Raw genomic sequence first — 26851 nt, 5'->3', positions numbered from 1 at the left:
TTAGTCTTGCTTTTCTAAGAAAACACGGATTTTTTCCACAGTTTCTTCGTGAAGAATGTGTTCCACACGGCAGGCGTCATCTTCAGCGATTTCTTGAGAAACCCCTAAATGAAGGAACAAATCAATCAAGGTTAAGTGGCGACCCAACACGTGTTTGGCCACTTCTAAGCCCTTTTCTTCAAGAATGATAGAACCGTCAGCTTTTGTGGTGATATATCCGCTTTCGCGGAGTTTTTTCATGGCGATGCTGACGCTGGGCTTAGAGTAGTTGAGTTCGTTGGCGATGTCGATGGAGCGAACAGAACCCAAGCGCTTTTGTAGCACCAAAATGGTTTCCAAATAATCTTCTGCTGATTGGTGAATGACCATGTATTTCCAATCCTCCTGTGTTATAGTTTGCGTTGACTACAGTCTACTATAAATCGCTAAAATTTACAAGGGGAATTTCAAAAAATCCCCTATCTTGCATTGACTTTCCAAAATAGGAGACAAAAAAACAAAAAATTTTACAAAATACAGTCTATGGGGGTTGACGGTAGTGGAAAAAGTAGATATGATATACATGTATATGTGTGTAGAGAAATTGATTAATTTTACCGAGGAGGTTATACCATGTCTTTAATCAAATGCCCTTATTGCGGTACCAAGTATTCTGACAGCTATGATGAGTGCCCATTTTGTGATGAGGAAGAGGAGCAACCCTTACGCGCCAATCGCCGCCCGCCCCAACAGCGTCAACAGCGCCGTGGCGGTTCTGGACGAGAGCTTTTAAGCCCTATTTTAGTGATTATTTTGGTGCTGTTGTTGGCACTTTTAGGATATCTACTCTTTGGTGGCAATGATAGTTCTAGTGCCACCACTGACAGCGACGAGCCCACTGTGGAGGAAACGGTGGAACCCGATACCATGCCTGAAATTGACCCTGAACCTGAGGTTGAAGTGGAAGCACCTGTCACCTCTGTGGATTTGGATTTAGAAGACTTTACCTTGAACGCTGGTGAAACATGGTCCATCGTGGCCAGTGGCGGTAGCGGTGAATACACATGGACATCTGACGATGCCACTGTTGCCACTGTGTCGAACACAGGCATTGTGTCTGCTGTGGGTGGCGGTAACACGGTCATCACCGCAACAGATGGCTTTACGAGTCAAGAGTGCATTGTGCGCGTGAAAGGCACGGCCGTGTCTTCTAGCACCACCAGCACCACCACCAGCACTTCTGGCAACTTGAGCTTGAGCCATAGCGACGTGACTGTGTCTGTGGGTGAATCCTTTGGGATGTATGTCTCTGGCACCAGCGCTAGCGCCACCTTTGCCACGGCCAACAGCAATGTGGCTTCTGTGTCTGCAAGCGGTACTGTTACGGGAGTTGCCTCTGGGAGCACCACCATCACCGCCACGGTAGACGGCCAATCTTTGACCTGCGTGGTACGTGTGAGCTAAGAAATCATCATACGTGAATTTTAAAATCCCCCACCGTTTGATTGCAACGGTGGGGGATTTTTGTAACATTTAGATGAGATTGTCGCTCCACTCTAGGCGCTGGATATAGGGAGGGAGGTCTTGCAAAAATGTAGCAAACAAAGAGTTGAAACGGGCGATGCCGTCGGTGCGGTTACTCAAGGGATAGACGTGGCGCACATAGTAAGAAATGCGGCTGGGAGGTGGCTGGGTCAAGTCGTGAATGTCCAAATTGCCACGTTCGCGCAAATGATTTGCCACCGAGGCAGGACAAATGCTCCAACGTAGAGGGCGGTCAACCAAGGTGCGAATCAAGCCGATGGAATCCACACGAATCGAAGGTGTGGCGGCTGGACCCCATTGGGCGGTGCGCCATGCTTGCAAATCAGAGCCCCAGTTCATATAGACTTCATTGCTCCAATGCAATTCCTTGGGATCGATGAGGCCGTCAGGATAGCTATCACGGTAGCAAACCAACTGCATTTTTTCTTGAAACACAGGGTGACAGAGTATGTTATCGCCATAAAAGGGGATGGTGACCAGTCCAACATCTAGCTGACGGTTTTCCACCTCGTCAAACACAGAGGAAGAGGGATGGGTTTGAATCCACAGGTCAAAGCGAGGCTGTTGCACTGCTAAATTTTTATAAAATGGTTCTAAAAAAGGATGCAGACTATCCACACATCCAATGGAAATGGGCACAGAAGTATCGTGGTGGAGGATTTGCTCGGTTTCTTCTAATAGGGCAATCCATTGCTCTGCCAATGGCAGAAAACGTTCGCCTTTTTGGGTTAAACGAATGGTTTTAACCCCTTTTTGCCGTTCAATCAGTGGACATCCAACCTTTTCTTCCAAGCTTTTGATGCGGTGGCTGATGGCAGATTGGGTGACGAATAAAACCTTGGCGGCTTTGGAAATGCTCTGGTTATGTACAACCTCTAAGAAGGCTTCAATTTCTGAAAAATTCATAGCAGTCTCCTTTGCGTGGATGGATAGTGGTAGTATACTATAAAATTCATCTGATTACAAGGTTTTTTTATAAAAAATATGAAATTATTTCATATTAAGGAAGCGCTCCAATACAATTTGACAACCCAATAAAATCAGCACCAAGCCCCCTGTGAGTAAGGCTTTTTGCCGATAGGCGGTGCCTAAACTGTGACCTAGCATCACCCCTAAAAAGGACAGGATGAAGGTGGTGAGGGCGATGATGACCACGGCAGGCAGGATGGCCACTTGCAAAAATGCAAAGGTGACGCCCACGGCCAAAGCGTCAAGACTGGTGGCAATGGATAGACCCAACAGCTGGGCATAATCTAGCTGTGGACATAGGGTATCGTCAGGTGCTAGGCGGCTTTCCAACATCATTTTTGCCCCCAAATAGACCATCAGAGCAAAGGAAATCCAGTGCCCGACTTGTCCCACGGCTTGGGCGAAGTGGGTGCCAAGATGGTAGCCAATCCAAGGCATAAGTCCTTGAAAGCCACCGAAAAATAGGGCCACAATCAGCCCGTGTTTGAAGCGGCTTTGTCCCATGGATAGGCCTTGGCAGATGGCAGCGGCAAAGGCATCCATAGAAAGTCCGATGCCAACCAGAAAAAGTGATGTGAAGCTCATGGTGTCTCCTTAGAGTTGAATTGGGATGGGATAGGTCACGTCCAGTGTGTCTGGCGTTACGTGACAGCCCCATGCTTGGATGTCCACCCCAGCGGCCTTGGCGGTGCGCAGGGCATTTCCAAAGGCAGGGTGGGTGCTATCGTTGGGGCGGAAGGCGGTGATGCCTTCCATTTGCACCACAAAGAAAATGGTGGCGCTGTCTCCAGCTTCCACCAGCGATTGCAGGTGCTGGATATGGCGCACACCACGCTCTGTGGGTGCGTCGGGGAAGGCGGCGATGCAGTCTTGTTCTAAGGTGACGCCTTTGACTTCCACCCAGTGACGACCATGTGCCGTGTCGAGGCAGGCATCGATGCGAGACTTGCCTGTGGTGACCTCAGCTTTCATGGCGGTGATATCGGGGAGAAATTTCCCAGTTTTGGCAAACTCTAAAAACACCGTATTGGGGGCTTGGGCATCCATATTGATGAGCAAATCACCCTTTTCTACGGCAATCAAATCGTATTTGGTTTTGCGATTGGGATTTTGCGCCTGTTCCAAATAAACCTGCACCCCAGTTTGCAACAATTCACGACAGCGGCCTGTGTTTTTTACGTGGCAAATTTGCAGACCATCCGCCGTTTCCACGTGGGCAATAAAACGGTTGGGACGGGCAATAAAGGTGCCAGAAATTACCTGTTTGTAACGCATAAAATCCCTCCTAGCTTTTGTAATGAAAGTAAGTATACCATACGGCGATAAATTATAAAAGCTTTTTGCAAAAATCTTGTGAAAACCTGTTGACATTACTCCTTTAAAGCTTTATACTGTAAAAGCATTGAAAGACAAGTCTAGAGGATTTGTATTTTGGAAAGGATTGAGAATGGAAGAAGTAGTATTAAAATATGGTCAAGGACAGGTCACCATCCCAGTGGATGGTGCGGCCTCTTTAGACTATCTATATGAGACGCCTATGGCAGAGATACCCGATTTAAAGGCGGCCTTTTTAAAAAGTGTTACCACCGATGTCATCGGCTCCGCGCCTTTGTGTGAATTGGTGACACCCCAAGACCCCATCACCATCGTCATCAGCGATATGACTCGTTTCTGGATGCGCCAAGATTTGGTGTGTGAACAGTTGGTGCGGTATTTGCATGAAACACTGGGAATTCCCTTTGAAAACTTGGTGGTGCTGGTGGCTGTGGGTACCCACCGTGGACACAGCCAAGAGGAACTGGCCAAGCTTTCTAGCCAATATGTGTTTGACCACGTGAAGGTGGTTGACCACAGCGCGGATGCCCCAGATTTGGTTGCCATTGGCACCACATCTTTGGGGACTGTGGTGGAGGTGAACCCCCTTGCCATTGGTCGCAAAGTGATTTGCGTGGGCGGTACGGTACATCACATTATGGCTGGTTACGGCGGCGGTCGTAAAAGCATTGTCCCCGGCATTGCCAGCCGTGAAACCATTAAGCAAAACCATCAACGAGCCCTTGACCCCAGTGCCCCCCAATCTGACCCCACCGTGGGCTCTGGGAAGCTAGGTAAAAACCCCATCCATGAGGATATGTACGAAGCTGGCGCTTTGGCGCAGGTTACGTTTGGCATCAACATTGTGGTCACCTCTTCTGGCAAGCACAGCGGTTTGTTCAGCGGTGATTTTGACAAGGCATGGCGCAAAAGTTGCCACTATGTGCAAACGTCTTATGGCTTGCCCATTGCCAAAGAAGCGGATATTGTCATCGCCAGCTGTGGTGGGTTCCCCAAGGATTTGAACCTGTATCAATCCACCAAGTCTATGTTCAACGCCACCCAAGCGGTGAAAAAAGGCGGCACATTGATTTGGCTTGCCCAATGCCCAGAAGGCAGTGGTGCCAGCGATTTCTTCGCATGGAACAAACCCTTGCAAGAAGGACATTTGGATGAATCCTTGCGCAAAGACTTTACCATCGGCGGATATATTTTCTATGCGGCTGTTGAAAACATTGCCAAGGCCAACACCTTGCTCCTCTCCGACATTGACCCCCAAGAGGTGAAAGCAATGGGTATCACCGCCTATGATGACATCACTGCCTTGCTGAGCCAAGTGGATTTTGCAGGCAAAAGCGTGTATGTTTTGCCCTATGGTGGCAGTGTCATGCCTCAACTTCAAGAAAAATACGACGCTCTGTGCGCCGAATTTGTATAAAATTTCCCCACGCACACATTTGTAGGGGGCGGCGTCCTCGACGTCCTGTTCCCACGCACCCCCCTTGTAGGGGAGCGCATTGCGCTCCCACCGTTCCCCATTTCTCATCATTAGAAAAAGAGAGGTCGTCCTATCATGAATATCCCCTTAATTATCGTCTGTCTTTATGTGGTGGTGCTGTTTGGCATCAGTTTTTACGTCTCGGCCAAGAAAAATAAAAATGAAGATTCCTTCCTGCTCTACCGTGGTCAAAACAGCACTTGGGTGGTGGCTGCTAGTATTGCAGGCCTCGCCATCGGCGGTGCGTCCACCATTGGTATTGCAGAAAATGCTTTCAACGTGGGCTTGAGCGCAGGTTGGTATGATGCCACTTGGGCCATCGGCGCGGTGGTCACCTCCTTCTTGGCGATGAAATACCTGCGTCGTTCTGGCCACAGCACCGTCAGCGCCTTGGTGCGTGACCTGTATGGCAAAAACACTTCCTTCATCATGGTTATCTCCATGTGCATCATTCAAGCTGGTATCATCGCCTTGCAATATAAGGCAGGCGGTTCCATTTTGGCAGCATTGCTGCCTGAAGTGTTCACCGTGGACAGCGGTACCTTCTTCTCCTTCTTGATTTTCGTGGCCATTGCTGTGCTGGGCGGTATGGGCTCTGTATCTTTGACCAACGTGCTCAACTTGATTCTCATTTACGTGGGTGTCATCACTGCTTTGGTGATTGTTTTGACCCAACAAGGTGGTTGGGCCGCCATTCAAACCTTGGTTGTGGCAGAACCTGATGTGCCTTACCTGAGCCTGACCGAAGGTATGGGTTGGATTGGCATCTTCGCTTGGGTCATTGTCATGCTGGGTAACACCAACTCCGTCCAAGGTGTGGTGCAAATCGGTTTGACTGGTAAAGACGACAAGTCTGCCCAACGTGGCTACATCATCGGCGCTTTGCTGATGGTGCCTGTGGGCTTTATCTGCGCCATGTTGGGCGTGGCCAGCAAGGCATTGTTGCCTGACGCCACCGCCTCTGTGGCACTGCCTATGATTTTGATGAGCATTCCCCCTGTGCTGGGCGGCATCACCTTGTCTGGGTTGTGGGCCGCTGACATGGGCACCGCTTGTTCTATGATCGTGGGTCTTGCCACCACTGTCAACAACGACATTGTTACCAAGGTTTCCACCAAGGAACGCACCCCCAAGCAAGCCAACATCACCAGCAAAATCATCATCATTATCTCCAGCACCATCACCTACTTGGTAGCCACCCAAATGGCGGCTATTTTGAGTGGTATGATGATGGCACTATCCATGGCCATCGGTACGTCCTTCGTGGTCATCGGCGGCTTGCTCTGCCCCAAATTTACTGGTAAAAAAGCTGGCTTCACCACCATTCTTGCCTCTTTGATTGGCATTGTGGTGTGGAACACTGTGCCTGTTATCAAGCCATATTTTGCCAGCCAAGTGGGCTTTTTCATGCTGGCTGTCTGCGTAATCACCTTTGTGGTCACCAGCGTGCTTGACAAGGAAAAATTGGCATAAACATTAAAACAGGGCTGTGTCACAATTGTAAAATTACATAAAAAAGCATAAAAACGTAGGGAACGGACAATGTAGTGACCCCAATAAGTTAGACTTGATAACGTAGCAGCTGCGGCTGCTACGTTATTTTTATGCAGCAAGATACTTCAGTCTGTATTCTACAGGACTGAAGTAGCCTAGTTTTTGCTTTGTACGCTTGTTATTGTAATAATCAAAGAAATTTTCCATCACAGAGTTGTCCAGACAGTTGCCTTTCCGAGACATGCTTTGGAAGATGCGGTTCTCTTTCAGTGTCCTAAAATAGCGTTTCATTTGGTATGCCCAGCCTCTGTCCGAGTGAAAAGTTCTTCTGAATTTGCAGTCGCTGGTGACCTCGATGGCCTCATTTAACGCAGCCATAATGCCTTCCGCCGATGGTGTTTTGGTAATGCTATAGCTTAAAATTTCGCCGTTGAACATATCCAAGAATGGATCTAAATATAACTTTCTCGTTATCAATTTACCGTTGCCGTCAAATGTGTAATACTTAAACTCAGTGGTATCTGTTGTGATTTTTTGATGCACAATGTTGGTGTTGAATCGTCTTTTGACCCAGTTTTTGCAAATTCTGCCCACAATCCCTTTGTAAGACGAGTATTTTCGGCTCTTGCGTGTGTAGGATTTCACTTGCAAACCAAGCTTTTGCACCAGCCGTTGGACTTTCTTTTTGTTGACGTGCCAGCCTGCTTTTCTGAGCTCACCCAAAATTCTACGATAGCCAAAATCCTTGTGTTCATCGCGAATTTCAAGGATTTTTTCTTCAATTTCTTTGTCTGGATTTTCCTTGTCAAATCGCTTCTGCCAATACATATAGGTGGCTTTTGGAAACTTTAAGACCGCAAGAATATCTTTTAATTGGAACAATCGCCGGAGGTCGCAGATACTTCTTGCTCTTTGTTCTGTGCTTCTTCTTCCAAGCGCAACCTCCTCAATTCTTTTAAATAGGCAACCTCAATTCGCAACTTTAGATTCTCATCTTCAAGCTGCTTTAATTATGCCCCATGGTCGTCTGTATGGTCTATTTTCTCAGGTTTAGCCATCTTTGGTCGCCGTCCTTGTTTTCGTATGCCATGATTACTTGCTTCTTAAATTCAAAACTGTATTTTACCATGAAAATACCGACCCCCAATCGTTAGATTTTTAGGTCTAACTTTTGGGGGTCGGTACAGTTCCCTACGATTTTGCTGTCAGAGTTCACAAAGAGCCTTTCGTTGTGACACAGCCCTCTTTTTCATCCCTCCACATGGATGGCATCCACGGGACAGTTATTGGCAGCCTGTTCCACTGCCGATAAGGTGTTGCTGGGGAAGGCCACAGCCACGGCCACACCTGTGTCTGCTAAAGTAAACACGCTGGGACAGGTGCTGACACACAGTCCACAGCCAATGCAGTGGCGATCAATGCTTGCTTCCATATGCAAATCTCCTTTTTATTAAGATGTGGCATAGTATAGGCAATGGTGGTAAGTTTTACGTATAAAGTGAAGCGTGAAAAGTAATAAGTGACAAAAAATCATCCCCTGTTTGCGTTGCAAACAGGGGATGATTTTTTGTCATTAGAATACGCCTTGTGCCACCATGGCATCTGCCACGCGGAGGAAGCCAGCGATGTTGGCGCCAGCCACCAGATTGTAGCCCAGACCGTATTGCTCAGAAGCTTCTACGCTCATTTTGTAGATGGTGTCCATGATGTTTTTCAGTTGGGCATCCACTTCTTGTTCGCTCCAAGACAAACGCTCGGAGTTTTGGCTCATTTCCAAAGCAGAGGTTGCCACGCCACCAGCGTTGACAGCCTTGGAAGGTGCAACCACCATGCCCTCTTGTGTCATCAGATAGGACAGAGCATCGTTGGTGGTGGGCATATTGGCCACTTCAATGTAGTAGGGAACCTTGTTTTCAGCGATTTGCTTGGCGTGCTCCATGTGCACGTCATTTTGCATAGCGGAGGGCATCACCACATCCACTTTTACGCCCCAAGGCTTTTGGCCAGCATAGAAGGGAACACCGTATTTATCGGCATAGTCTTCCACACGGTTGCGACCAGAGTTGCGCATTTCTTCGATGTAAGCGATTTTTTCTGGGGTGTTGATGCCGTCAGCATCATAGATGTAACCGTCGGGGCCAGACAGGGTTACCACTTTGGCGCCCAGTTCGGCTGCCTTTTTGGCAATGCCCCAAGTCACGTTACCAAAGCCAGAGCAGGAAATGGTTTTGTCTTCAATGGATTGACCATCGTGAGCCAGAACGTTGAGCAGATAGTACACAGCGCCATAGCCAGTGGCTTCTGGACGAATCAGGCTGCCGCCGTAGCTAAAGCCTTTACCAGTCAATACGCCGTTTTCAAACACGCCCTTCAAGCGGCGATATTCGCCGAAGAGGAAGCCGATTTCACGACCGCCAACACCCATGTCCCCAGCAGGTACGTCCACATCTGGGCCAATGTAACGGTAGAGTGCTTGCATGAAGCTTTGGCAAAAACGCATGATTTCTGCGTCGGATTTGCCTTTGGGATCAAAGTCGGAGCCACCCTTGCCGCCGCCGATGGGCAAACCAGTGAGGCTGTTTTTAAAGGTTTGTTCAAAACCAAGGAATTTGATGATGCCAGGATAGACATTGGGTTGGAACCGCAGACCGCCCTTATAGGGGCCGATGGCGCCGTTGAATTGGCAACGGTAGCCAGTGTTGGTGTGCCAGACGCCGTTGTCGTCTTCCCAAACCACGCGGAAGGTAAACATACGTTCAGGTTCTACCATGCGACCCAGTAGGTCGATTTTTTCATATTCGGGATGCTTGTCGATGACAGGCTCCAAAGAAGACAAAACTTCTTCTACTGTTTGGACAAATTCGGGTTCGTGACTGTGCTTCTCTTTAACACGTGCGATGACACTTTCCAGATACGCGTTCATTGATGTGCCTCCTGATTTTTTTCGTAATATATCAGGAAAATAATTCCCTGATTTATCCACAGTCTAGCACTCTTTATTGATAAAAGCAATAGGTTTTTCAAATTATTTTTTTGTTGCGCAAAAAATGTTTTCTTGTTACTTGACAACGGTTTTTTTATCGAAAATAAGCATAATTTTTGTTGAAATCCATTGACATTTTCTTTTGATGTGGTACAATTGTTAGAGTTTTTATGCGTACTAAATTTTAGGAGGACGGTATCATGTTGACCTATCCCATGGACGTAGCTGGGCTACACCGCGACCTGCCCATTTGCAAAGTACACGATGGTTTATCCATTGCAGCATTTGTTGTGTTTGGCGATGCAGAATTGACCGTGGCTTGTGCCAAGGGGCTGTTAGAGTTGGTGTCTCCCGATAGTTATGATTATATTTTGACAGCCGAAGCCAAAAGCATTCCCTTGATTCACGAAATGGCGCGCCAAAGTGGCGCCAAGCAATATCTTCTGGCACGCAAAGGCTCTAAGGTGTATTTGACCGATGCCATCAAGGTGGAAGTTCGTTCCATCACCACCCAACGTGACCAAACCCTGATGCTCTCTGGCGCTGACGCTGCCTTGATGAAGGGAAAGCGGATTTTAATTATGGACGATGTGATTTCCACAGGGGAATCCCTCATTGCCTTGGAACAGCTGGTAGAACTGGCTGGCGGTACCGTGAGCGACCGCATTGCCGTGTTGGCAGAAGGAGATGCCGCCAATCGTAGCGATATTAAGTTCTTGCAAAAATTGCCCTTGTTCAACGCAGATGGAAGCGTGATGGGGTAAAATGTCTGCTTCAGCGGAGACGGACAGCCGCAAGGGCTGTCCCTACGAATAACAAATAACGGGCGACCACAGGTCGCCCCTACGGATGGTACGATTACCATGTAGGGGCGACCTGTGGTCGCCCGTAGTCATTCACCATTCACCTTTAGTCTTTAGTCTATTTTCAGCTTTTTCCCCATTTTACAATATGGGCGCAACGCACAGACTTCGCATTTGGCGGTACGAGCGGTGCAGGTGTCGCGGCCAAAGAGCACCATGCGGTGGCAAAAGTCGGTAGACTCGGCTGGTGGCAATGCCTTGCGCAGTTGGCGCTCCACTTGTAACGGGTCTTTGGAGCCATCGGTGATGCCCAAGCGTCCTGTGATGCGGATGCAGTGGGTGTCGCAGACGTAGGAGGGGTGTTTATAAATGTCCCCTAAAATTAAATTGGCAGTTTTGCGTCCAATGCCAGCCAGAGCGGTCAAGTCCTCCATGGTGTCAGGGACTTTGCCATCGTGACGGCTGAGGAGTTGCTGGGCGCAGGTGACCAAATCTTGGGCTTTGGCATTATAAAACCCACAAGAGTGGATGTATTTACCCACTTCTTTTGGGTCGGCTTGGGCGTAATCTTCCAAGGTGGGGAAGCGTGCAAACAGGGCAGGGGTCACCAAATTCACCCGTGCGTCAGTGCACTGGGCACTGAGACGGACAGCGAATAGGAGTTCAAAATCAGTGCCATAGTCTAGCGAGCACAGGGCATCGGGGTAAAGTTGTTTCAATTCTTCAATGATGGCCAGCGTGGCCTTTTTAATATACATAGTGGCACCGCCTTGTGGAAAAATTTTGTAACTCCATCATACTCTGTGGAAAAGTTTTTGTCAATGTGGGAATGTCATTGCCAAAGATGGCATAGGTATGATACAATATAAGTCTTGAAATGAACGACAAGGAGAACACCATGGAATTGATCGAAGCGATTAAAATCATCCTCATTGGCATTGTGGAGGGCATCACCGAATGGCTGCCCATCTCTAGCACCGGGCATATGATTTTGTTTGATGCCTTTTTACCGCTGGATATGACAGAGGCCTTTAAAAATATGTTTTTGGTGGTCATTCAGCTGGGTGCCATCATGGCAGTGGTGGTGCTGTTTTGGCACAAACTGTGGCCATTTACCACCCGTTATAAAGGATACATTAAAAAAGACACCATGTCTCTTTGGTATAAAGTTGTGGTGGCCAGTCTGCCAGCCGTTGTCATTGGATTGCCCTTTGACGACGTGTTAGAAACCTATTTGATGAACGCACCCACTGTGGCAGTGATGCTGATTGTCTATGGGCTGTGGTTTATTTACATTGAAAACCGCAAGGCAGGTAAACAAGGGTTCATCCGCACCACCCAAATGATGCCCTATCGTACGGCGCTCTTGATTGGCTGTTTCCAAGTGCTGGCTATGATTCCTGGCACCAGCCGTTCTGGCGCTACCATCATTGGCGCTATGATTTTGGGCTGTAGCCGCACGGTGGCGGCAGAATTTAGCTTCTTTCTGGCCATTCCCATTATGTTTGGGGCAAGCCTTTTGAAGCTGGTGAAATATTTCCTAGACGGATTCACCTTCTCTGGCACAGAGCTGGCAAGCCTTGGCCTTGGGATGGTGGTGGCCTTTGGGGTCAGCGTGGTTGCCATTCGCTTTTTGATGGACTTTATTAAGAAAAATGACTTTAAAGTCTTTGGGTATTACCGCATTGTAGTGGGTTTGATTATTTTTGCTTGCATGGCAGTGGGTGTGCTTTAATGAATTGAAGCGTTTTTTCAAATGTCCTCAGTCAACAATTGACATTTTGTGTAAAAAGAAGTAAAATAAAGTGTCTGTATATCTTGAAATATAGTGACTTAAGTTGTAAAAATCACGAAAGGGGAAAATAGATATGAAGCGTAGGCTTTGGGAGTTTTTATTCGTCATTGAAAAAAACATTCTGTTTTCCTCTGTGAAAAAGGGCTTTATGCTCACCATTCCTGTGTTGCTCATCGGAACCTTGGCGGTGCTGGTGAACTCTATTGTGTTGCCATTGCTAGGGGACGGGTTTGTGCTGAGCACTGCCATTAGTGACGTTTGTGTCATGCTGTATAATGCCAGCATCGGGTGTGTATCTTTTTATTTGGCATTGGCTGTGGGGTATTGCTATGCCCAAGCCCGTGACGTCAACAATGTACTTTTGCGCCTGATGTCGGTGCTGACAGGGCTTATCTGCTTTGTGATTTTAATCGGCGGCATTACCTCTGATGGAGGCTATATGGGGGTCACTGGGGTGTTACCTGCCATTGTGGTGGAATTGATGGCGGTGACCACTTTTTTGTTCATCATCGATGTATATTCTCATCACCATAAGGATTTGGACATGGGGGTGGATGATAACATCAAAATCACCACTGTGAGCATCCTGCCCACCTTGCTCACCATTTTAGGGTGCTTGATCATCCAGTATGTGGCGGTGAACCTGTTCCACATTGGGGATTTGACCGAAACCCTGACAAACTTTTTCCGTATGATTTTCAGCGACAGCACCCATGGGCTGTTCAATGGGATGCTGTTCACCTGTTTTGTGAATTTGCTCTGGATGTTTGGGATTCACGGCGGCAATGTGATGGATGCCATCTCTGAGGAATTGCTAGTGCCCTTGGTTGCTGACCCCAATGCCATTGTATCTAAGAGCTTTTTAGATGTGTTCGCCCAAATCGGGGGCAGTGGTGCCACCATTTGTTTGCTGTTGGCGCTGCTCATTGCCTCCCGTTCAAAAAATACCCGTAACATTGCCCGTTCGTCAGCCATTTTAATCTTGTTTAACATCAATGAGCTGATGGTCTTTGGTCTGCCCATTATTTTCAACCCCATCATGATGATTCCTTTTGTGACGGTGCCCCTTGTGTCGTTGGTCATCGCCTATGTGGCCACGTTGGTGGGCTTTATCCCTGTGGTGACAGAGGTTATCAATTGGACGACGCCTATTTTCTACAGCGGTTATTTGGCCACAGGGTCTATTGCTGGCATTGTGGTACAGCTGGTGATTCTCATTTGTGGCACCTTGATTTATCTGCCTTTTGTCAAGATTTTAGATACCTTTCAAGAAGAAAAAGAACTGCGTTTGCTACAAGCGTTGATTGACGATTTCCGCGCCAATGAAGCCAATGGCATCTATGAGCCGATGCTCAGGCGCACCGATGGGACAGGGCAATTGGCCCGTACCATCGCCAAGCAATTGCGAATGGATGTGGAACAGGACAAGGTAGAGCTGTTCTATCAGCCCCAGATGAATGCCGAAGACTGTATCATTGGGGCGGAGGCATTGCTCCGCTGGGAGTACCAAGGCCAGCGACTGTATCCACCTTTTGTGGTGGCTTTGGCACGTGAAGAAGGTTTTTTAGACAAGCTAACATTGCAAACCATACAAACCATTTGCAACACCATCAATGACGTGACAGAGCAGGTGGGTGCGCCGTTGCACATTGCCGTCAACGTGGTGGCCGATCAGCTTGATGATATCGCCTTTGTGGAAGAGGTCATTGCCATTGCCTATAGAACTGCCACCTCCAGATACTTACATTTAGAGTTGACAGAGGAAACGTCTTTGGGTGGGTTTGACAACATCAGCGCCAATATTCGTCAACTACAAACCAACGGCATCGTGGTGGCCATTGACGATTTTGGCATGGGGCAAACGTCTATTATTTATCTGCGTGAACATTCATTTAAATACGTGAAAATTGATGGGAGCTTGGTGAAAAACCTGCTGGACAATCCACGTTGCACCCAAATCATCACCTCTATCATCGACTTGGGGCAAAACCTCAATTATCAGGTGGTTGCAGAGTATGTGGAGTCTTTGGCCATTAAGCAAAAGCTGATGAGCTTGGGCTGTCATGTCTTCCAAGGGTATTATTACAGCCCAGCTTTGCCCAAGGAAGAATTCCTGCGCTATAGCAACGACCATATGAAATTATAAAAAACAAATCCCTCTCTTGCCAAGCAAGGGAGGGATTTGTTTTTTATAAATGCAATTGCTTTACAATATCATATCGCTCAATACTTTGAGCGCCAATAAGCTCAGCACAATCAGCACTGTGGGGCGAACCACCACGGAGCCTTTGCGCAGTACCAAATCAGCCCCTAGCAGGTTTCCTGCCAGCGCAGACACTGCACCAATGAGGGCCAAGAGGTAAAATACTTGCCCGTAGTATACGGATGTGAGCATAGCGCCAGAGGTGGAGGCGAAGTTGATGGCGCGAGCCACACCAGAGGCAGAGCGAATGTCAAGTCCAGCAAAACGGGTGAAAATCACCAGCATAAAGGTGCCAGTGCCAGGGCCGTAAAACCCATCGTAACAGCCAATGAAAAAAGAAGAGATGGCAATGATGGCGATTTGCTTGCCAAGGGGCATGGGGGTGGAAGTTTCAGGGAAAGACCGTTGCCGCAACACCACCGCGGCCACCACGGGGAGGACAAACAGCAGCAAGGATTGTAAGTATTTAGCGTCCACCATCAGTTGTAACCGTGTGCCTAAGGAGGAGCCAACCATGGCCACCATCAGTGCTGGTACTGCCAGTTTCCAAATCACGTAGCCACTGCGGATGTATTTCATGGTGGAGGCAAAGGTGCCAAAGGTGGCAGAGAGTTTGTTGGTGCCCAGCGCCATGTGCATGGGTAAGCCTGCCAGCACGTAGGTGGGCACAGTGACGATGCCACCGCCTCCGGCGATGGCATCCATAAAGGATCCGAGAAAAATGCCGATGATGACAGTCAGCACCATGGGCAAGGTGAGAGGTATGTCGGTGTTATTTAATAATTGTATCATCTGTGGGGCGTTTCCTTTTTATATTGGGCAGCAGCGTCCAAATAGCCTTGCATAGACTCGATGTTGCTTTGGATTTCAGCTTCGGTGAGGCTACGGACGATTCTAGCAGGGTTCCCCAATAGCATAGACCCATCAGGTGCGTTCATTTTGCCTGTCACCACAGCGCCAGCACCCACGATGCAGTTGTTGCCAATGATCGCATTGTTGAGCACAATGGAGCCCATACCAATGAGGCAGTTGTCCCCAATGGTACAGCCGTGGACAATGGCATTGTGTCCGATGGTGCATCCAGCGCCCACTGTGGTGGGTTCGTGGAGCACGGCGCAATCTTGAATGTTGGTGTTGTCCCCCACCACAATGGGGCCGTCGTCACCTCGAAGCACAGCGTTGTACCAGATACTGACGCCGTTGCCAAGGGTCACGTTGCCAGTGACAATGGCACCTTTTGCAAAGAGTACGGTCTCAGAGGGGGGATAGGGGTTGTATAGCATGGATGTTCTCTCTTTCTAGTATGGTGGTGTAAATGGGGAACGGGACGTCGAGGACGCCGTCCCCTACAGTGTATACACTCTGTGATATTTGGTAAAATGGTTGCGCTGTGTAAATCAAATGGCGAAGTTGCCATTTGCAAACACAGGGATGGTGCGCCCGTCTTGGGTGGTGCCCACGATGGACAAATCGGCGGTGCCAATCATAAAGTCCACATGGGTGATGGAATCGTTGAGGCCAGCGGCAACTTTTTCTGCCTTGGTCATGTCTTGGCCGCCTTCGATGCAGGGATAGGCTTCCCCAAAGGCTAAGTGGCAGGAGGCGTTTTCATCAAACAAGGTGTTGTAGAACAGGATTTTTTGGTTGGAAATGGGGCTGTCATAGGGCACCAGCGCCACTTCGCCGAAATAGCAAGCCCCTTCATCCACAGAGATGGCGGCCTTCAGGGAATCTTCCCCTTCTCTAGCGTGGACTTCTACGATTTTACCCTCTTTGACCACCATGTGGAACCCATCGATGATGGTGCCGTCGTTGACCAAAGGCATGGAGGCGTAGACAACGCCGTTGATACCTTTTTTCAGTGGGGCGGTGAACAGTTCTTCGGTGGGGATGTTGGCAATGAAGGTCTGGCCAAAACGGGTTTTACTCTCCCCAGATTCCCAGTGGTGGGTGGGGGGCAGTTCAATGGTCAAATCAGTGCCAAGGCCATTGGTGTAGTGGAGGGTTTTGAAGTGAAGGTCGTTGAGGATGTGCATCCGCTTGTCCAAGGTGGCAAGATGTGCGTTCCATTTTTCCACGCAGGTGCCATCACCGCTGATGCGTACGGTTTTGAAAATGGCTTCCCAGAGCATTTCCATGGCTTGGGCTTCCTCGGCGTCAGGGAAGACTTTATTGGCCCAAGAGGGGATAGGCACAGAGGCGATGCACCAAGGGAAGCCACCGTCCATTTGTAGGCGGTCAAAGTCGGTGAAGGCTTTGCCAAAAGCTTGTTGGGTGCGGACAATGCGGCTGGGGTCAACGCCTTTGAGATTTTCAGGGTCGGTGGCAGAGATGGCCAAATAGGCCGCGTTTTCCAGCGCATAGTCGTTGCGTTGGTGACGGCGCCACAGAGGCACAGCGTCAAACACATCGTCCTCAGCGTTCAAAAACCGCATACGACTGCATTGGTCGTCGCCCCAGATGTTCACCACTTCGCGGCAACCTACGGCATAGGCCTCCTTGGCGCACATCCGTGCAAAATAGGCGCAGTCCACAGGGCAGGAGATAATCAGGGTTTGTCCTTTTTGGACGTTTAAGCCGATTTGGATTAGCATTTTGGCGTATTCTAATAATTTTTCGTTCATGGGAGTGGTTCCTTTCAGGTTTGGTGTAAAAATATGGGGGAGACGGCGGGGGCAAGCCCCCGCCCTACGATATAGCCCGTGTAGGGCGGGGGCTGAGTTTGCCGTGTTTAGGTTATGGTGATTGTTCATGATTTCCCTGCAACGCGCCGTTCCATTCTGCCCCCATTAAGAGGACGGTGGCGCTGATTTGGAGCCAGATGAGAAATACAATCATGGTGGCGATGGAGCCGTAGAGCTGGGCGTAGTTGGCAAGATTGTCAACATAGTAGGCATAGAGCCACGACACGCACATCCAAGCCAGCAAGGCGGTCAGTGCCCCTGGCGCCAAGGCGCGGAAGGGTAGTCGGCTGTTTTGGCTCATGGCATAAAGGGTGTGAATGGCGGTGTACATCACCAACGCCAACAGGGGAAACCGCAAACCAACCCATAATTGGGCGATTTCCACAGGCAGGCCAAAGGTGGTGACTGCATAGGTTAAGGCGCGGTCACCCACGGTCATCAGCGTTAAGGTTAAGGCGATGGTCAGCAACAGCAATAAGGTGTAGAGCAGGGTTTTTGCCACATGGAACACAGGGGATAGAGGTGGGCCTAAGCGATAGGCCGTCCGTACCCCACGCATGAGCACATTGGTGGCACGCATGGGAAAGTAGAAGGAGAAAAACAGCCCCAACAGCAACAGCTGTACGGAGGAGTTTGACCCAACATAATAGAGGTAGCTTTCGATGATGGACACCACTTCACTGGGCAACAGTTGGGCAAGGCCTTGCAAAATGGCTTCAATGTTCAGCGATAGCAAGCCCAGCAGTGAGCTTAAAAAGATTAAAAAGGGGAAGATGGAAAAAAGCAAATAAAAGGCCAGCGCCGCACTTTGGGTGCCCACCCGATGGCGCAGATACCGCTGGGTCATGGCTTTGATAAAAGGTAAAACAGGTTTGTGGGTCACAGTTCCCTCACTTCCAAGTCTCCCAAATCTCAGGGCAAAAGCCCACGGTGGCGTCTTTCCCATTGCGAACAATGGGGGTGACAAACAGCTCGGGGTAGTCTAGTAGATTTTGCTCTTGCACATTTGGGGTGATGTAAGCCATGAAAAGCCGCTCATAGGCCTTGCAATCTTTGTTCACCAGTGCCTTAAAGCCAACCTTGCGCCGCACCGATTCGTATTCTCGTGGGGATAGACCTTTTTTGGGGGTATCGATATATTGATAGGGGATGCGCCGCTCTTTGAACCAACGCTCCGCTTTTTTGGAGTCGAAGGATTTGCTAGAGCCAAAAATTTGAATGTTCATACTGTCTCCATATATATAGTATATCATAGTAGGGGTAAAATATGTTTGCATCTATTGTACGGGAAAATCCAAGGAAATGCAAGAGGGGATTGGAATAGAAAAAATTTATCAAGTAACAACTTTTCCAAAACCCATTGACATTTTCCCTGTTTTCCGCTATGATAATGTGTTGAAAATAGGGCGATTTAGAGAGGAGAAGAGTATGAAGAGTTTGCTTTGTAACGGTCATGTTTGGCATGATGGACAGTTTCAACCTTTAGATGTTGCCATTGCGGATGGGCAGATTATTTCCATTGGTTCCTCCCTTCCCAAAGAAGGGTTTTCTGTCATTGATATAACGGGTTTCCATTTGGTTCCGGGTTTCGTTGATGTCCACGTGCATCTTCGTGAACCGGGCTTTTCTTATAAGGAAACCATTGCCACTGGCACCGCTGCCAGCGCACGAGGTGGGTACACTGGCTTGGGGGCCATGCCTAATTTGAAGCCTGTGCCCGACTGCATGGACAGCCTCCAAGTCCAACTGGACATCATTGAAAAAGATGCCGCCGTCCGTGTCTACCCTTATGGTGCCATCACCGTGGGGCAAAAGGGGGAAACCTTGGCAGATTTGACCGCCATGGCACCGTTTGTGTTGGGCTACACCGACGATGGTCGAGGGGTGCAAAACACCGCTATGATGGAAGAAGCAATGACCATCGCCAAGACCGCTGGCAAGCCCATTGTGGCACACTGCGAGGACGAAAGCCTGTTAGAAGGGTGCATCACCGTTCACCCTGGCAACTTTGCCAAAGCCCATGGGTTTGAAGGCGCTTGCGCTGAAAGTGAATGGGGGCAAATTGCCCGTGATTTGGAACTGGTGGAAAAAACGGGTTGCCAATACCACATCTGCCACCTGTCCTGCAAGGAAAGCGTGGAGGTGATTCGTCAGGCCAAGGCCAAAGGCTTGCCCGTCACCTGCGAAACTGGCCCTCACTATTTAATCATGACCGACGACGATATCAAAAATGAAGGTCGGTATAAAATGAATCCCCCCATCCGTGGCACGGCAGACCGTGACGCTTTGGTGGCTGGATTGGTAGACGGCACCATCGACTGCATCGCCACCGACCATGCCCCCCACAGCCACGATGAAAAGTGTGGCGACTTCACCAACAGTTTTAATGGCGTGGTGGGGATTGAAACCGCTTTCGCCACGGTTTATACCTATTTGGTGGAGACTGGGAAAGTGCCTATGAAAACGGTCGTCGATGCCCTCACCGTCAACCCTTGTCGCATCTTCGGTTTAGAAGGCGGCACCATCGCAGAAGGCGCTGTGGCGGATTTGACGGTGCTGAATTTGACCGCACCTTATACCATTTATGGTGAAAACGGCATTTCTATGGGCAAAGCAACCCCCTTTGAAGGCTGGGATGTAAACGCCGACATTGCCATGACCATCTGTGGTGGCAAAATCGTATATAATAAGGAGGACAAGGCATGAGTAAGCAAATTTTTACCCTGAAATCCTCTCGCCCCTTGACCCACGACACCTATGAAATGGTGTTCAGCGGTGACACTTCTGACATCACCGCGGCTGGGCAGTTTATCAACATCGAACTGCCCGAACGCTACCTCCGTCGCCCTATCTCCATCTGTGATTGGACGGAGGACACCTGCACCATTTTGGTGCGTGTGGCAGGGGAAGGCACCGCTGAGATGGTGGCCATGGGCGTTGGCACCAAGTTTGACGTGCTCTCTGGCTTGGGCAACGGCTTTGACCCTGCCCTGTGCGATGGTACCCCCATTTTGTTGGGCGGTGGCATTGGGCTTGCCCCCATGTATGGCTTGGCTCGGCGCATGATAGAAGCTGGCACCGTGCCCACTGTGATTGCTGGCTTCCGCACTGGCGCTGACGTGCTGTACAAGGACGAATTTGAAGCCTTGGGTTGTAAGTTCTATGTGGCCACCGAAGATGGCACCGTGGGCACCAAAGGTTATGTGACCACGGCGGCGGCGGAGCACTGTCCAGAGGGCAACTATGCCTTCGTCTGTGGCCCCACCCCCATGCTAAAAGCCGTGGATGGTCTGGCTGAATTGACCGATGGTCAATTCAGCTTTGAAGCCCGTATGGCTTGCGGTTTTGGCGCTTGCGTGGGCTGTACCACCGCTGTCAAGGGCGGTTACAAGCGGATTTGCAAAGACGGCCCCATTTTATATAAGGAGGAACTGGTATGGTAAATCTAGCTGTATCCCTCTGTGGGGTAGAATTGAAAAACCCCATCATTCCTGCCTCTGGTACCTTTGGTTTTGGCAAGGAATTTGCTGAATTTTACGACTTAAATGTACTAGGTAGCTTCTCCTTCAAAGGCACCACTGGGGAGCCTCGCATGGGCAACCCACTGCCTCGCATTGCTGAGGCACCTGCTGGTATGCTCAACGCTGTGGGTTTGCAAAACCCCGGCATCGAAGCCGTCATTGCTCACGAAATCCCTGCCATGGCACAGCGGTTTGCTGGCCCTCTGGTTGCCAATGTGGGTGGTTTTTCTCTGGACGAATATGCCGACAACTGTCGCAAGCTGGACGCTTGCCCTGAGGTGGGTATTTTGGAAGTGAACATCAGTTGCCCCAACCTCCACGCTGGTGGCAAAAACTTTGGTTCTGATGCCAAATTGGCAGAGGAAGTGACCCGTGCTGTCAAAGCCGTCACCACCAAGCCTGTGTTCATGAAGCTGAGCCCCAACGTCACCGACATTGCCGAGATTGCCCGTGCTTGCGAAGCTGGCGGTGCTGACGGTATTTGCCTGATTAACACCCTTTTGGGTATGCGGATTGACCTGCAAAAACGCAAGCCCATCATCGCCAACCGCACTGGCGGTTTGTCTGGCCCCGCGGTGTTCCCCGTGGCACTGCGGATGGTGTGGGACGTGTACGAAGCTGTGAAACTGCCCATCATCGGGTGCGGTGGTGTGTCCACGGCACGTGACGTGGCAGAAATGATGTTGGCTGGTGCCACCGCTGTTGAAGTGGGTGCCGCCAACTTGAAAGACCCCTACGCTTGCAAAACCATCATCGAGAACCTGCCCAGCGTCTGTGAATCACTGGGCGTGACGAATATTTCAGAATTAACAGGAGGCGCACACACATGAGCGGAAAAGACGTAATTATCGCATTGGACTTCCCCACTGGCACCGAAACCATGGCTTTTTTGGATAAATTCCAAGGCCAAACCCAAAAGCCCTTCGTGAAAATCGGCATGGAATTGTTTTATGCAGAAGGCCCCCAAATGGTGCGAGAAATCAAAGCCCGAGGCCACAAAATCTTCTTGGATTTGAAGCTTCACGACATCCCCAACACCGTCAAGCGTGCCATGAGCGTCCTGTCTAACTTGGATGTGGACATGGTCAACGTCCATGCTTCTGGCGCTTGCGACATGATGGCTGGCGCACTGGAAGGCTTGACCCGTGCTGATGGCACCCGTCCTCTGCTGATTGCCGTCACCCAGTTGACTTCCACCGACGCTGAGACTTTGAAGCGTGACCTGCTCATCGATACCCCCATGGCTGACACTGTCATGCACTATGCCCAAAATGCCAACAAATCTGGCCTAGACGGCGTGGTCTGCTCTCCTCTGGAAGCTGCCATTGTGAAAGAAGGTTGCGGCGCAGACTTCATGACCATCACCCCCGGTATCCGCTTCGCAGGTGGGGACGTAGGCGACCAAAAGCGCATCATGACCCCAGAAAAAGCCGCCGTCTCTGGCTGTGACTACATCGTCATGGGTCGCCCCATCACCCAAGCCCCCGACCCCGTAGCCGCCTACACCCAAGCCATGCAGGAATTTGTTGGGGTGTAAGCCACGGTAAACGTCGTTATAATATTTTAGAATTTGTAGGGAACGGTCAAGCCCTGTCTCTACGAAACCAAATCAATAAAATTGTGGATACACGGAACTGTAGGGGCGACCTGTGGTCGCCCGTGTCCCGATGAGGCATTATGACCATATAGAAGTTTCATAATACTATTTTAAAGGAGAACACCACTATGTCACTCGAACGTACCATTGCCCAAGGGCTTCTGTCTATCGGAGCTGTTTTTCTCCGCCCTGACCAACCTTTTACTTGGGCCAGCGGCATCAAAAGCCCCATTTACTGCGACAACCGTTTGACCCTCACGGCCCCTGCTGTCCGCACCCAAGTGGAAGAAGGCTTGGTGTCTTTGATTGAAGCCAACTATCCCGACTGCGAAGTGCTGATGGGCACCTCCACCGCTGGCATTGCCCACGCTGGCATCTGCGGTCATCTGATGAACAAGCCCATGGGTTATGTCCGCTCTGGTAGCAAAGACCACGGTCGTGGCAACCAAATCGAAGGCAAGCTGGAAAAAGGTCAAAAGGTCGTCGTCGTAGAAGACCTGCTGTCCACTGGCGGTAGCTGTATCGAAGTGGTGGACGCACTGCGTGAAGCCGGCGCTGACGTGCTGGGCATCGTGGCCATTTTCACCTATGGCATGCAAAAAAGCGTGGACCGCTTGGCCGCTGCCAACGTGACCTGCCACTGCTTGTCCAACTTGGACGCCCTCAGCGAAGTGGCGGCGGAAGAAGGCTATATCAAAACTGAAGATATTGACCGTTTGAAGAAGTTCCGCAATAACCCCTCCGACGAAAGCTGGATCGGATAATTTAGAACTCCCAATTATATTTAACGAGGCCTAGAAATAAACATAGGGACAACCCTCAAGGTGAATTGCCCAACGGGCAAGAGAAGGTGCCCTGGGGTATGCGGTTGTCCGCATTGGGTACCTGCGTGCTTGATTGAACACGGACAGGGGCATACCCAAGGGGGCAGGCTCAGCCCTGTCCCTACAGCCTCGTCATCTACAATGAGGATATTTAGAAAGGAAATAAAAATGTCTGTACGTAATCTCATTGACATTGTTGATTTAACCGTTGAAGAAATCGATGGTCTGATTGCCACCGCAGGTGACATGATTGACCATCCCGAAAAATACACCGAAGTGTGCAAAAACAAGCAACTGGCAACGCTGTTTTTCGAGCCATCCACCCGTACCCGTCTGTCTTTCGAGTCTGCCATGTTGGCATTGGGCGGCACAGTGCTGGGCTTCTCTGAGGCCTCTTCCAGCTCTGCCACCAAAGGCGAAACCGTGGGCGACACCGTCCGCACCGTCAGCTGTTACGCTGACATCATCGCCATGCGCCACCCCAAAGAAGGCGCACCCTATGCCGCCGCACAGTTTGCCACTGTGCCCATCATCAACGCTGGGGACGGCGGTCACAATCACCCCACCCAAACCCTCACCGACCTGCTGACCATTCAGCGTGAAAAGGGTCGTCTGGACAACTTGACCGTGGGCTTTTGCGGTGACTTGAAGTTCGGGCGCACCGTCCACTCTCTGGTGAACGCGCTGGCACGTCAAACTGGTATCCGCTTTGTGTTTATCTCTCCAGAGGAGCTGAAAATGCCTTCTTACATCACCGAAGGCACCTTGGGTCGTGCAGGTTTGGCTTACGAAGAAACCGCCAGCTTGGAAGAAGCCATGCCTGAACTGGACGTGCTGTACATGACCCGTGTCCAACGGGAACGGTTCTTCAACGAAGCCGATTACATCCGCTTGAAAGACACCTATGTGTTGGACATGCCCAAATTGGCAGATGCTAAATCTGATTTGTGCATCTTGCATCCCCTGCCCCGTGTCAACGAAATCCATGTGAAAGTGGACTCTGACCCCCGTGCCTGCTATTGGAACCAAGTGAAAAACGGCAAGTTTATTCGCATGGCGCTGATTTGTAAGCTGTTGGGCTTGGACGCATAAGGAGGAGAGAGCATGAATATTGATAGCATTTTAAATGGTGTGGTGCTTGACCATATCAAAGCTGGTAAATCCATGGATATTTACCGCTATTTAAAGCTGGACGAGCTGGACTGCTGTGTGGCGATTATTAAAAATGTTCGCTCTGGCAAGCAAGGCAAAAAAGACATCATCAAAATCGACTCTCCTCTGGATGTGGATTTGGAAGTCTTGGGGTATATTGACCCTGAAATCACCGTGAATATCATCCGTGATGGCAAGCGTTTGCGCAAGGAAAAGCTGAGCCCACCCCAAAAACTGGTGAACGTGATTCATTGTAAAAACCCCCGTTGTATCACCGTGGCAGAATCTGGCCTAGATGCCATTTTCCTGCTCAACGACGTAGAAAAGCACACCTATCGTTGCGCCTATTGCGAAACTGAAAAAAAGCGTAAAAATTAAGTGCATCCTTAATAATGGCAAATGGAAACAGCCCCTCTGACTTTACGTCAGAGGGGCTGTTGTTATGTTGGCTTAGCAGCAGGGGGGTTCACAGCAGCGATCGTTGCAACGACGTTCGCAACCGCAACCGCAGTTATCGTAACCACCGCAACCGCCGCCGTTGCCACAGCAACAGACAATCACGATGATGGCGATGATGATCCAACAGCAGTTACCACCAAAAAAACCATTGTTATACATAAGAAAATCCTCCTATAAAACGTTGACCGTCATGCGGTCTCACTCCATAGTATGTGATTTTCTTAAATGTGTTACTGAATTTGAGAAAGAACGTTTTGGTAGGTGGCGTTGGTGAAAATACCTTGGGAAATCAGACGCTGTGCCAAGGTGCCTGACCCGTCAGCCAATTGGGTGGCCAGTGCGTCAAAGGACACGCTGACCAAGTCGGCACGTAAGAAGGTGGTACTGGTCAAGGTTTCCACCTGTGTAGCGGGCAACATACCAATGCTTTGGGCTTCTGTCAAGGCCGTGGAAACGTCAGAGGAACCAGCGGTGCGATAGTCCATGGCACGGAGTAAAAACTCAGCATATTGGGTGGCGCTGATGTCCACATTGGGTAAAAAAGTGGTGGTAGTATAGCCGTTGGTGTAGCCGTTTTCATAGGCATAGCCCACGTATTGTTCGTTGAGAGAGCCTGTGGCAATGTCGGTGAAGGGCGTGGTGCCAGACCAAGCCAAGGCTTGGTCTTCTTCACCTAGCACACGGATGAACATAATCAACGCCTGCACACGGGTGGGGGCCACTTCCAAATCAAACCCATCGCCATATCCAGTGAAGCTGCCTTTAAACAAGCTTAAGTCTTTCAAACCTTGTGCCATGGCATTGTAATCGATGCTGTCAGAATAGGTGAAGCCGTAGGGGCCTTGGTAGGTGACCACAGCGGTTTTAGAGGTGATAGTGCACGTGGCTACGGTGTCTTCCACAGCCATGTAGCGGTTGTTGGCAAGGAGGGCAGAGCCAGAGGCAATTTCTGCGCCAGTGGTGACGTTGACCACGGTGCCAGTGGTGATGTTCATTTGAGCATCGCCAGCCAAAACCAGCACATTACCACCAGTGGGCAATGTGAGGACATCCCCTTGTTTGAGGCGGCTTTCGGTCCAAGTGGAGGCAGTGTCTTGGGTGAGGGCAGAGCCGTCAATTTGGGCATCAATACCATCTAAAATAACCTGCTCAGCGGTATCAAGGGCGGTTTCCAGTTCCTGTGTAATCTTGGTGGTATAGTCGCCAGTCAAGTAGGACAGGGAAATGAGGGGATCGGCAATATCGCCGCCTACGGCAGAAGCCATTACCATCAAAAAAGCAACACTGAGCACCAAAAATACAGGTTTTTTGGGTAGTTTCATAGGCATTATGGATTTTCTACCCGATAACTCAAGGTTAGCAGGCTGTCGGCAAAGTGAATGTTTTCAAATTTGACTTCGGGAAATTCAGAGGCCAACTCCACATTGGTGAAGTTCCAAAAGCCTTTGATGCCCATTTCAATGAGGCTTGTGGCCATATCTTGTGCCACAGATTGGGGAACGGTCAAAACCACCACATCCACCTTGTGTTCACGGATAAAGCCAGCCAAGTCGGCCATGGCATAGACAGGTACGTTGTTGATCATGGTGCCGATTAAGTTGGGAGCCACGTCGAAAGCGGCATCTACGGTGAAACCAGTTTGGGCGAAAGGGAAGTTTTGCAACAAAGCGTGGCCTAAGTTACCAACGCCAATCATGATGAGATGGTGATCTTTGTCTACACCGAGAATTTGTCCAATTTCACGGCGTAATTCTTCCACGTGATAGCCATAGCCTTGTTGACCAAACTCACCAAAACAGCTAAAATCTTGGCGGATTTGGGAAGCGGTGATACCCATTTCTTGTCCTAAAGATTGGGAAGAAATACGGACGATACCTTGGTTGCACAGGTCGGTCAACTGGCGGTAATAACGGGGAAGTCGGCGGATAACCGCATCGGAAATATTATCCTTTTTCAAAAAATTCACACTCCAATTTATCAGTTTAAGTAACGATTGTATATATCGTAGTAATCATGTATAAATTATATATC

At 49.6% G+C, this 26851-nt stretch carries 28 protein-coding genes and 1 pseudogene; 13 read left to right on the top strand and 16 right to left on the bottom strand.

Annotation, left to right across the window (positions count from 1 at the left end):
- A complete protein-coding gene (locus RFF05_RS05765) occupies window positions 1–369 on the bottom strand; it encodes a metal-dependent transcriptional regulator (RefSeq protein ID WP_409969422.1) in 369 nt (122 codons plus the stop codon).
- 243 nt (window positions 370–612) lie between these two features.
- Here RFF05_RS05765 and RFF05_RS05760 point away from each other — a divergent pair, with 243 nt between their 5' ends.
- On the top strand, window positions 613–1443 hold the full coding sequence (locus RFF05_RS05760; protein WP_409969421.1) for an Ig-like domain-containing protein: 831 nt from the start codon (window positions 613–615) through the stop codon (window positions 1441–1443).
- A gap of 69 nt (window positions 1444–1512) precedes the next feature.
- Here the strand turns inward: RFF05_RS05760 and RFF05_RS05755 are convergent, their stop codons facing one another.
- The 3 genes from RFF05_RS05755 to sfsA form a co-directional block, all read right to left on the bottom strand.
- Window positions 1513–2430, bottom strand: coding sequence for a LysR family transcriptional regulator (locus RFF05_RS05755; RefSeq protein WP_409969420.1), 918 nt, complete (start codon window positions 2428–2430; stop codon window positions 1513–1515).
- Between the two features lie 84 nt (window positions 2431–2514).
- On the bottom strand, window positions 2515–3078 hold the full coding sequence (locus RFF05_RS05750; RefSeq protein WP_409969419.1) for a manganese efflux pump MntP family protein: 564 nt from the start codon (window positions 3076–3078) through the stop codon (window positions 2515–2517).
- 9 nt (window positions 3079–3087) lie between these two features.
- Complete coding sequence (gene sfsA / locus RFF05_RS05745) at window positions 3088–3768, bottom strand: DNA/RNA nuclease SfsA (protein ID WP_409969418.1); 681 nt, start codon at window positions 3766–3768, stop codon at window positions 3088–3090.
- Between the two features lie 172 nt (window positions 3769–3940).
- On the opposite strand from sfsA, the gene larA reads away from it, so the two are divergent.
- Both larA and RFF05_RS05735 read left to right on the top strand, forming a co-directional pair.
- The gene (larA, locus tag RFF05_RS05740; RefSeq protein WP_409969417.1) at window positions 3941–5245 is read left to right on the top strand and encodes a nickel-dependent lactate racemase; all 1305 of its coding nucleotides are present in this window, start codon (window positions 3941–3943) and stop codon (window positions 5243–5245) included.
- 135 nt (window positions 5246–5380) lie between these two features.
- Complete coding sequence (locus tag RFF05_RS05735) at window positions 5381–6778, top strand: sodium:solute symporter family protein (RefSeq protein ID WP_409969416.1); 1398 nt, start codon at window positions 5381–5383, stop codon at window positions 6776–6778.
- A 129-nt stretch (window positions 6779–6907) separates the two neighbouring features.
- Here RFF05_RS05735 and RFF05_RS05730 read toward each other — a convergent pair.
- From RFF05_RS05730 to gdhA, 3 genes and pseudogenes are all read right to left on the bottom strand, one after another.
- Window positions 6908–7809: pseudogene (locus tag RFF05_RS05730) on the bottom strand (IS3 family transposase); the annotation flags it as partial.
- A 239-nt stretch (window positions 7810–8048) separates the two neighbouring features.
- On the bottom strand, window positions 8049–8231 hold the full coding sequence (locus tag RFF05_RS05725; protein WP_409969415.1) for a ferredoxin: 183 nt from the start codon (window positions 8229–8231) through the stop codon (window positions 8049–8051).
- 141 nt (window positions 8232–8372) lie between these two features.
- Window positions 8373–9722 (bottom strand): NADP-specific glutamate dehydrogenase, encoded by a 1350-nt coding sequence (gdhA, locus tag RFF05_RS05720; protein ID WP_409969414.1) that lies wholly within the window; start codon window positions 9720–9722, stop codon window positions 8373–8375.
- A 260-nt stretch (window positions 9723–9982) separates the two neighbouring features.
- Here gdhA and RFF05_RS05715 point away from each other — a divergent pair, with 260 nt between their 5' ends.
- Complete coding sequence (locus tag RFF05_RS05715; protein WP_409969413.1) at window positions 9983–10546, top strand: phosphoribosyltransferase family protein; 564 nt, start codon at window positions 9983–9985, stop codon at window positions 10544–10546.
- 152 nt (window positions 10547–10698) lie between these two features.
- On the opposite strand, the gene nth is transcribed toward RFF05_RS05715, so the two are convergent.
- A complete protein-coding gene (gene nth, locus RFF05_RS05710) occupies window positions 10699–11343 on the bottom strand; it encodes an endonuclease III domain-containing protein (protein ID WP_409969412.1) in 645 nt (214 codons plus the stop codon).
- Between the two features lie 140 nt (window positions 11344–11483).
- Between nth and RFF05_RS05705 the strand changes: the two genes are divergently transcribed.
- Together RFF05_RS05705 and RFF05_RS05700 are read left to right on the top strand one after the other, a co-directional pair.
- Window positions 11484–12320, top strand: coding sequence for an undecaprenyl-diphosphate phosphatase (locus RFF05_RS05705; protein ID WP_409969411.1), 837 nt, complete (start codon window positions 11484–11486; stop codon window positions 12318–12320).
- 133 nt (window positions 12321–12453) lie between these two features.
- A complete protein-coding gene (locus RFF05_RS05700) occupies window positions 12454–14526 on the top strand; it encodes a PTS sugar transporter subunit IIC/EAL domain-containing protein (protein WP_409969410.1) in 2073 nt (690 codons plus the stop codon).
- Between the two features lie 60 nt (window positions 14527–14586).
- Here RFF05_RS05700 and RFF05_RS05695 read toward each other — a convergent pair whose 3' ends face one another.
- From RFF05_RS05695 to RFF05_RS05675, 5 genes are all read right to left on the bottom strand, one after another.
- Window positions 14587–15375, bottom strand: a complete 789-nt coding sequence (locus tag RFF05_RS05695) for a sulfite exporter TauE/SafE family protein (protein WP_409969409.1) — start codon at window positions 15373–15375, stop codon at window positions 14587–14589.
- Window positions 15372–15866: a gamma carbonic anhydrase family protein gene (locus RFF05_RS05690; RefSeq protein ID WP_409969408.1), complete on the bottom strand. Its 495-nt coding sequence runs from the start codon at window positions 15864–15866 to the stop codon at window positions 15372–15374. Before RFF05_RS05690 ends, RFF05_RS05695 begins: the two co-directional genes overlap by 4 nt.
- A 114-nt stretch (window positions 15867–15980) precedes the next feature.
- Window positions 15981–17207, bottom strand: coding sequence for an aminopeptidase (locus RFF05_RS05685; protein WP_409969407.1), 1227 nt, complete (start codon window positions 17205–17207; stop codon window positions 15981–15983).
- A 112-nt stretch (window positions 17208–17319) separates the two neighbouring features.
- Window positions 17320–18150 carry a YihY/virulence factor BrkB family protein gene (locus RFF05_RS05680; RefSeq protein WP_409969406.1) on the bottom strand — a complete coding sequence of 277 codons (831 nt, stop codon included), beginning with the start codon at window positions 18148–18150 and terminating at the stop codon, window positions 17320–17322.
- A gap of 7 nt (window positions 18151–18157) precedes the next feature.
- Complete coding sequence (locus RFF05_RS05675; RefSeq protein WP_409969405.1) at window positions 18158–18493, bottom strand: arsenate reductase family protein; 336 nt, start codon at window positions 18491–18493, stop codon at window positions 18158–18160.
- 202 nt (window positions 18494–18695) lie between these two features.
- On the opposite strand from RFF05_RS05675, the gene RFF05_RS05670 reads away from it, so the two are divergent.
- From RFF05_RS05670 to RFF05_RS05640, 7 genes are all read left to right on the top strand, one after another.
- Window positions 18696–19973 carry a dihydroorotase gene (locus RFF05_RS05670; RefSeq protein ID WP_409969404.1) on the top strand — a complete coding sequence of 426 codons (1278 nt, stop codon included), beginning with the start codon at window positions 18696–18698 and terminating at the stop codon, window positions 19971–19973.
- Window positions 19970–20710 (top strand): dihydroorotate dehydrogenase electron transfer subunit, encoded by a 741-nt coding sequence (locus tag RFF05_RS05665; RefSeq protein WP_409969403.1) that lies wholly within the window; start codon window positions 19970–19972, stop codon window positions 20708–20710. The genes RFF05_RS05670 and RFF05_RS05665 overlap by 4 nt, the downstream gene beginning before the upstream one ends.
- Entirely contained in the window at window positions 20704–21618 is a 915-nt protein-coding gene (locus RFF05_RS05660) for a dihydroorotate dehydrogenase (RefSeq protein ID WP_409969402.1), read from the top strand. Before RFF05_RS05665 ends, RFF05_RS05660 begins: the two co-directional genes overlap by 7 nt.
- A complete protein-coding gene (gene pyrF, locus RFF05_RS05655; protein ID WP_409969401.1) occupies window positions 21615–22325 on the top strand; it encodes an orotidine-5'-phosphate decarboxylase in 711 nt (236 codons plus the stop codon). The genes RFF05_RS05660 and pyrF overlap by 4 nt, the downstream gene beginning before the upstream one ends.
- Before the next feature lie 188 nt (window positions 22326–22513).
- Window positions 22514–23149, top strand: coding sequence for an orotate phosphoribosyltransferase (pyrE, locus tag RFF05_RS05650; protein WP_409969400.1), 636 nt, complete (start codon window positions 22514–22516; stop codon window positions 23147–23149).
- A gap of 228 nt (window positions 23150–23377) precedes the next feature.
- On the top strand, window positions 23378–24301 hold the full coding sequence (gene pyrB / locus RFF05_RS05645) for an aspartate carbamoyltransferase (protein WP_409969399.1): 924 nt from the start codon (window positions 23378–23380) through the stop codon (window positions 24299–24301).
- A 12-nt stretch (window positions 24302–24313) separates the two neighbouring features.
- Complete coding sequence (locus RFF05_RS05640) at window positions 24314–24739, top strand: aspartate carbamoyltransferase regulatory subunit (protein ID WP_409969398.1); 426 nt, start codon at window positions 24314–24316, stop codon at window positions 24737–24739.
- Between the two features lie 72 nt (window positions 24740–24811).
- Here RFF05_RS05640 and RFF05_RS05635 read toward each other — a convergent pair whose 3' ends face one another.
- From RFF05_RS05635 to RFF05_RS05625, 3 genes are all read right to left on the bottom strand, one after another.
- Entirely contained in the window at window positions 24812–24979 is a 168-nt protein-coding gene (locus tag RFF05_RS05635) for a hypothetical protein (protein ID WP_409969397.1), read from the bottom strand.
- Between the two features lie 71 nt (window positions 24980–25050).
- The gene (locus tag RFF05_RS05630) at window positions 25051–26142 is read right to left on the bottom strand and encodes an S-layer homology domain-containing protein (protein WP_409969396.1); all 1092 of its coding nucleotides are present in this window, start codon (window positions 26140–26142) and stop codon (window positions 25051–25053) included.
- Window positions 26143–26147: 5 nt separating this feature from the next.
- On the bottom strand, window positions 26148–26777 hold the full coding sequence (locus RFF05_RS05625) for a redox-sensing transcriptional repressor Rex (RefSeq protein WP_409969395.1): 630 nt from the start codon (window positions 26775–26777) through the stop codon (window positions 26148–26150).
- Between the last annotated feature and the right edge of the window lie 74 nt (window positions 26778–26851).

The sequence above is a fragment of the Bengtsoniella intestinalis genome, assembly GCF_039719005.1.
Taxonomy (GTDB): Bacteria; Bacillota; Clostridia; order Oscillospirales; family Oscillospiraceae; genus Oscillibacter; species Oscillibacter intestinalis.
The sequence above is the reverse complement of the archived record's forward strand: the minus strand, read 5'-3'. Positions and strand labels throughout refer to the sequence as shown.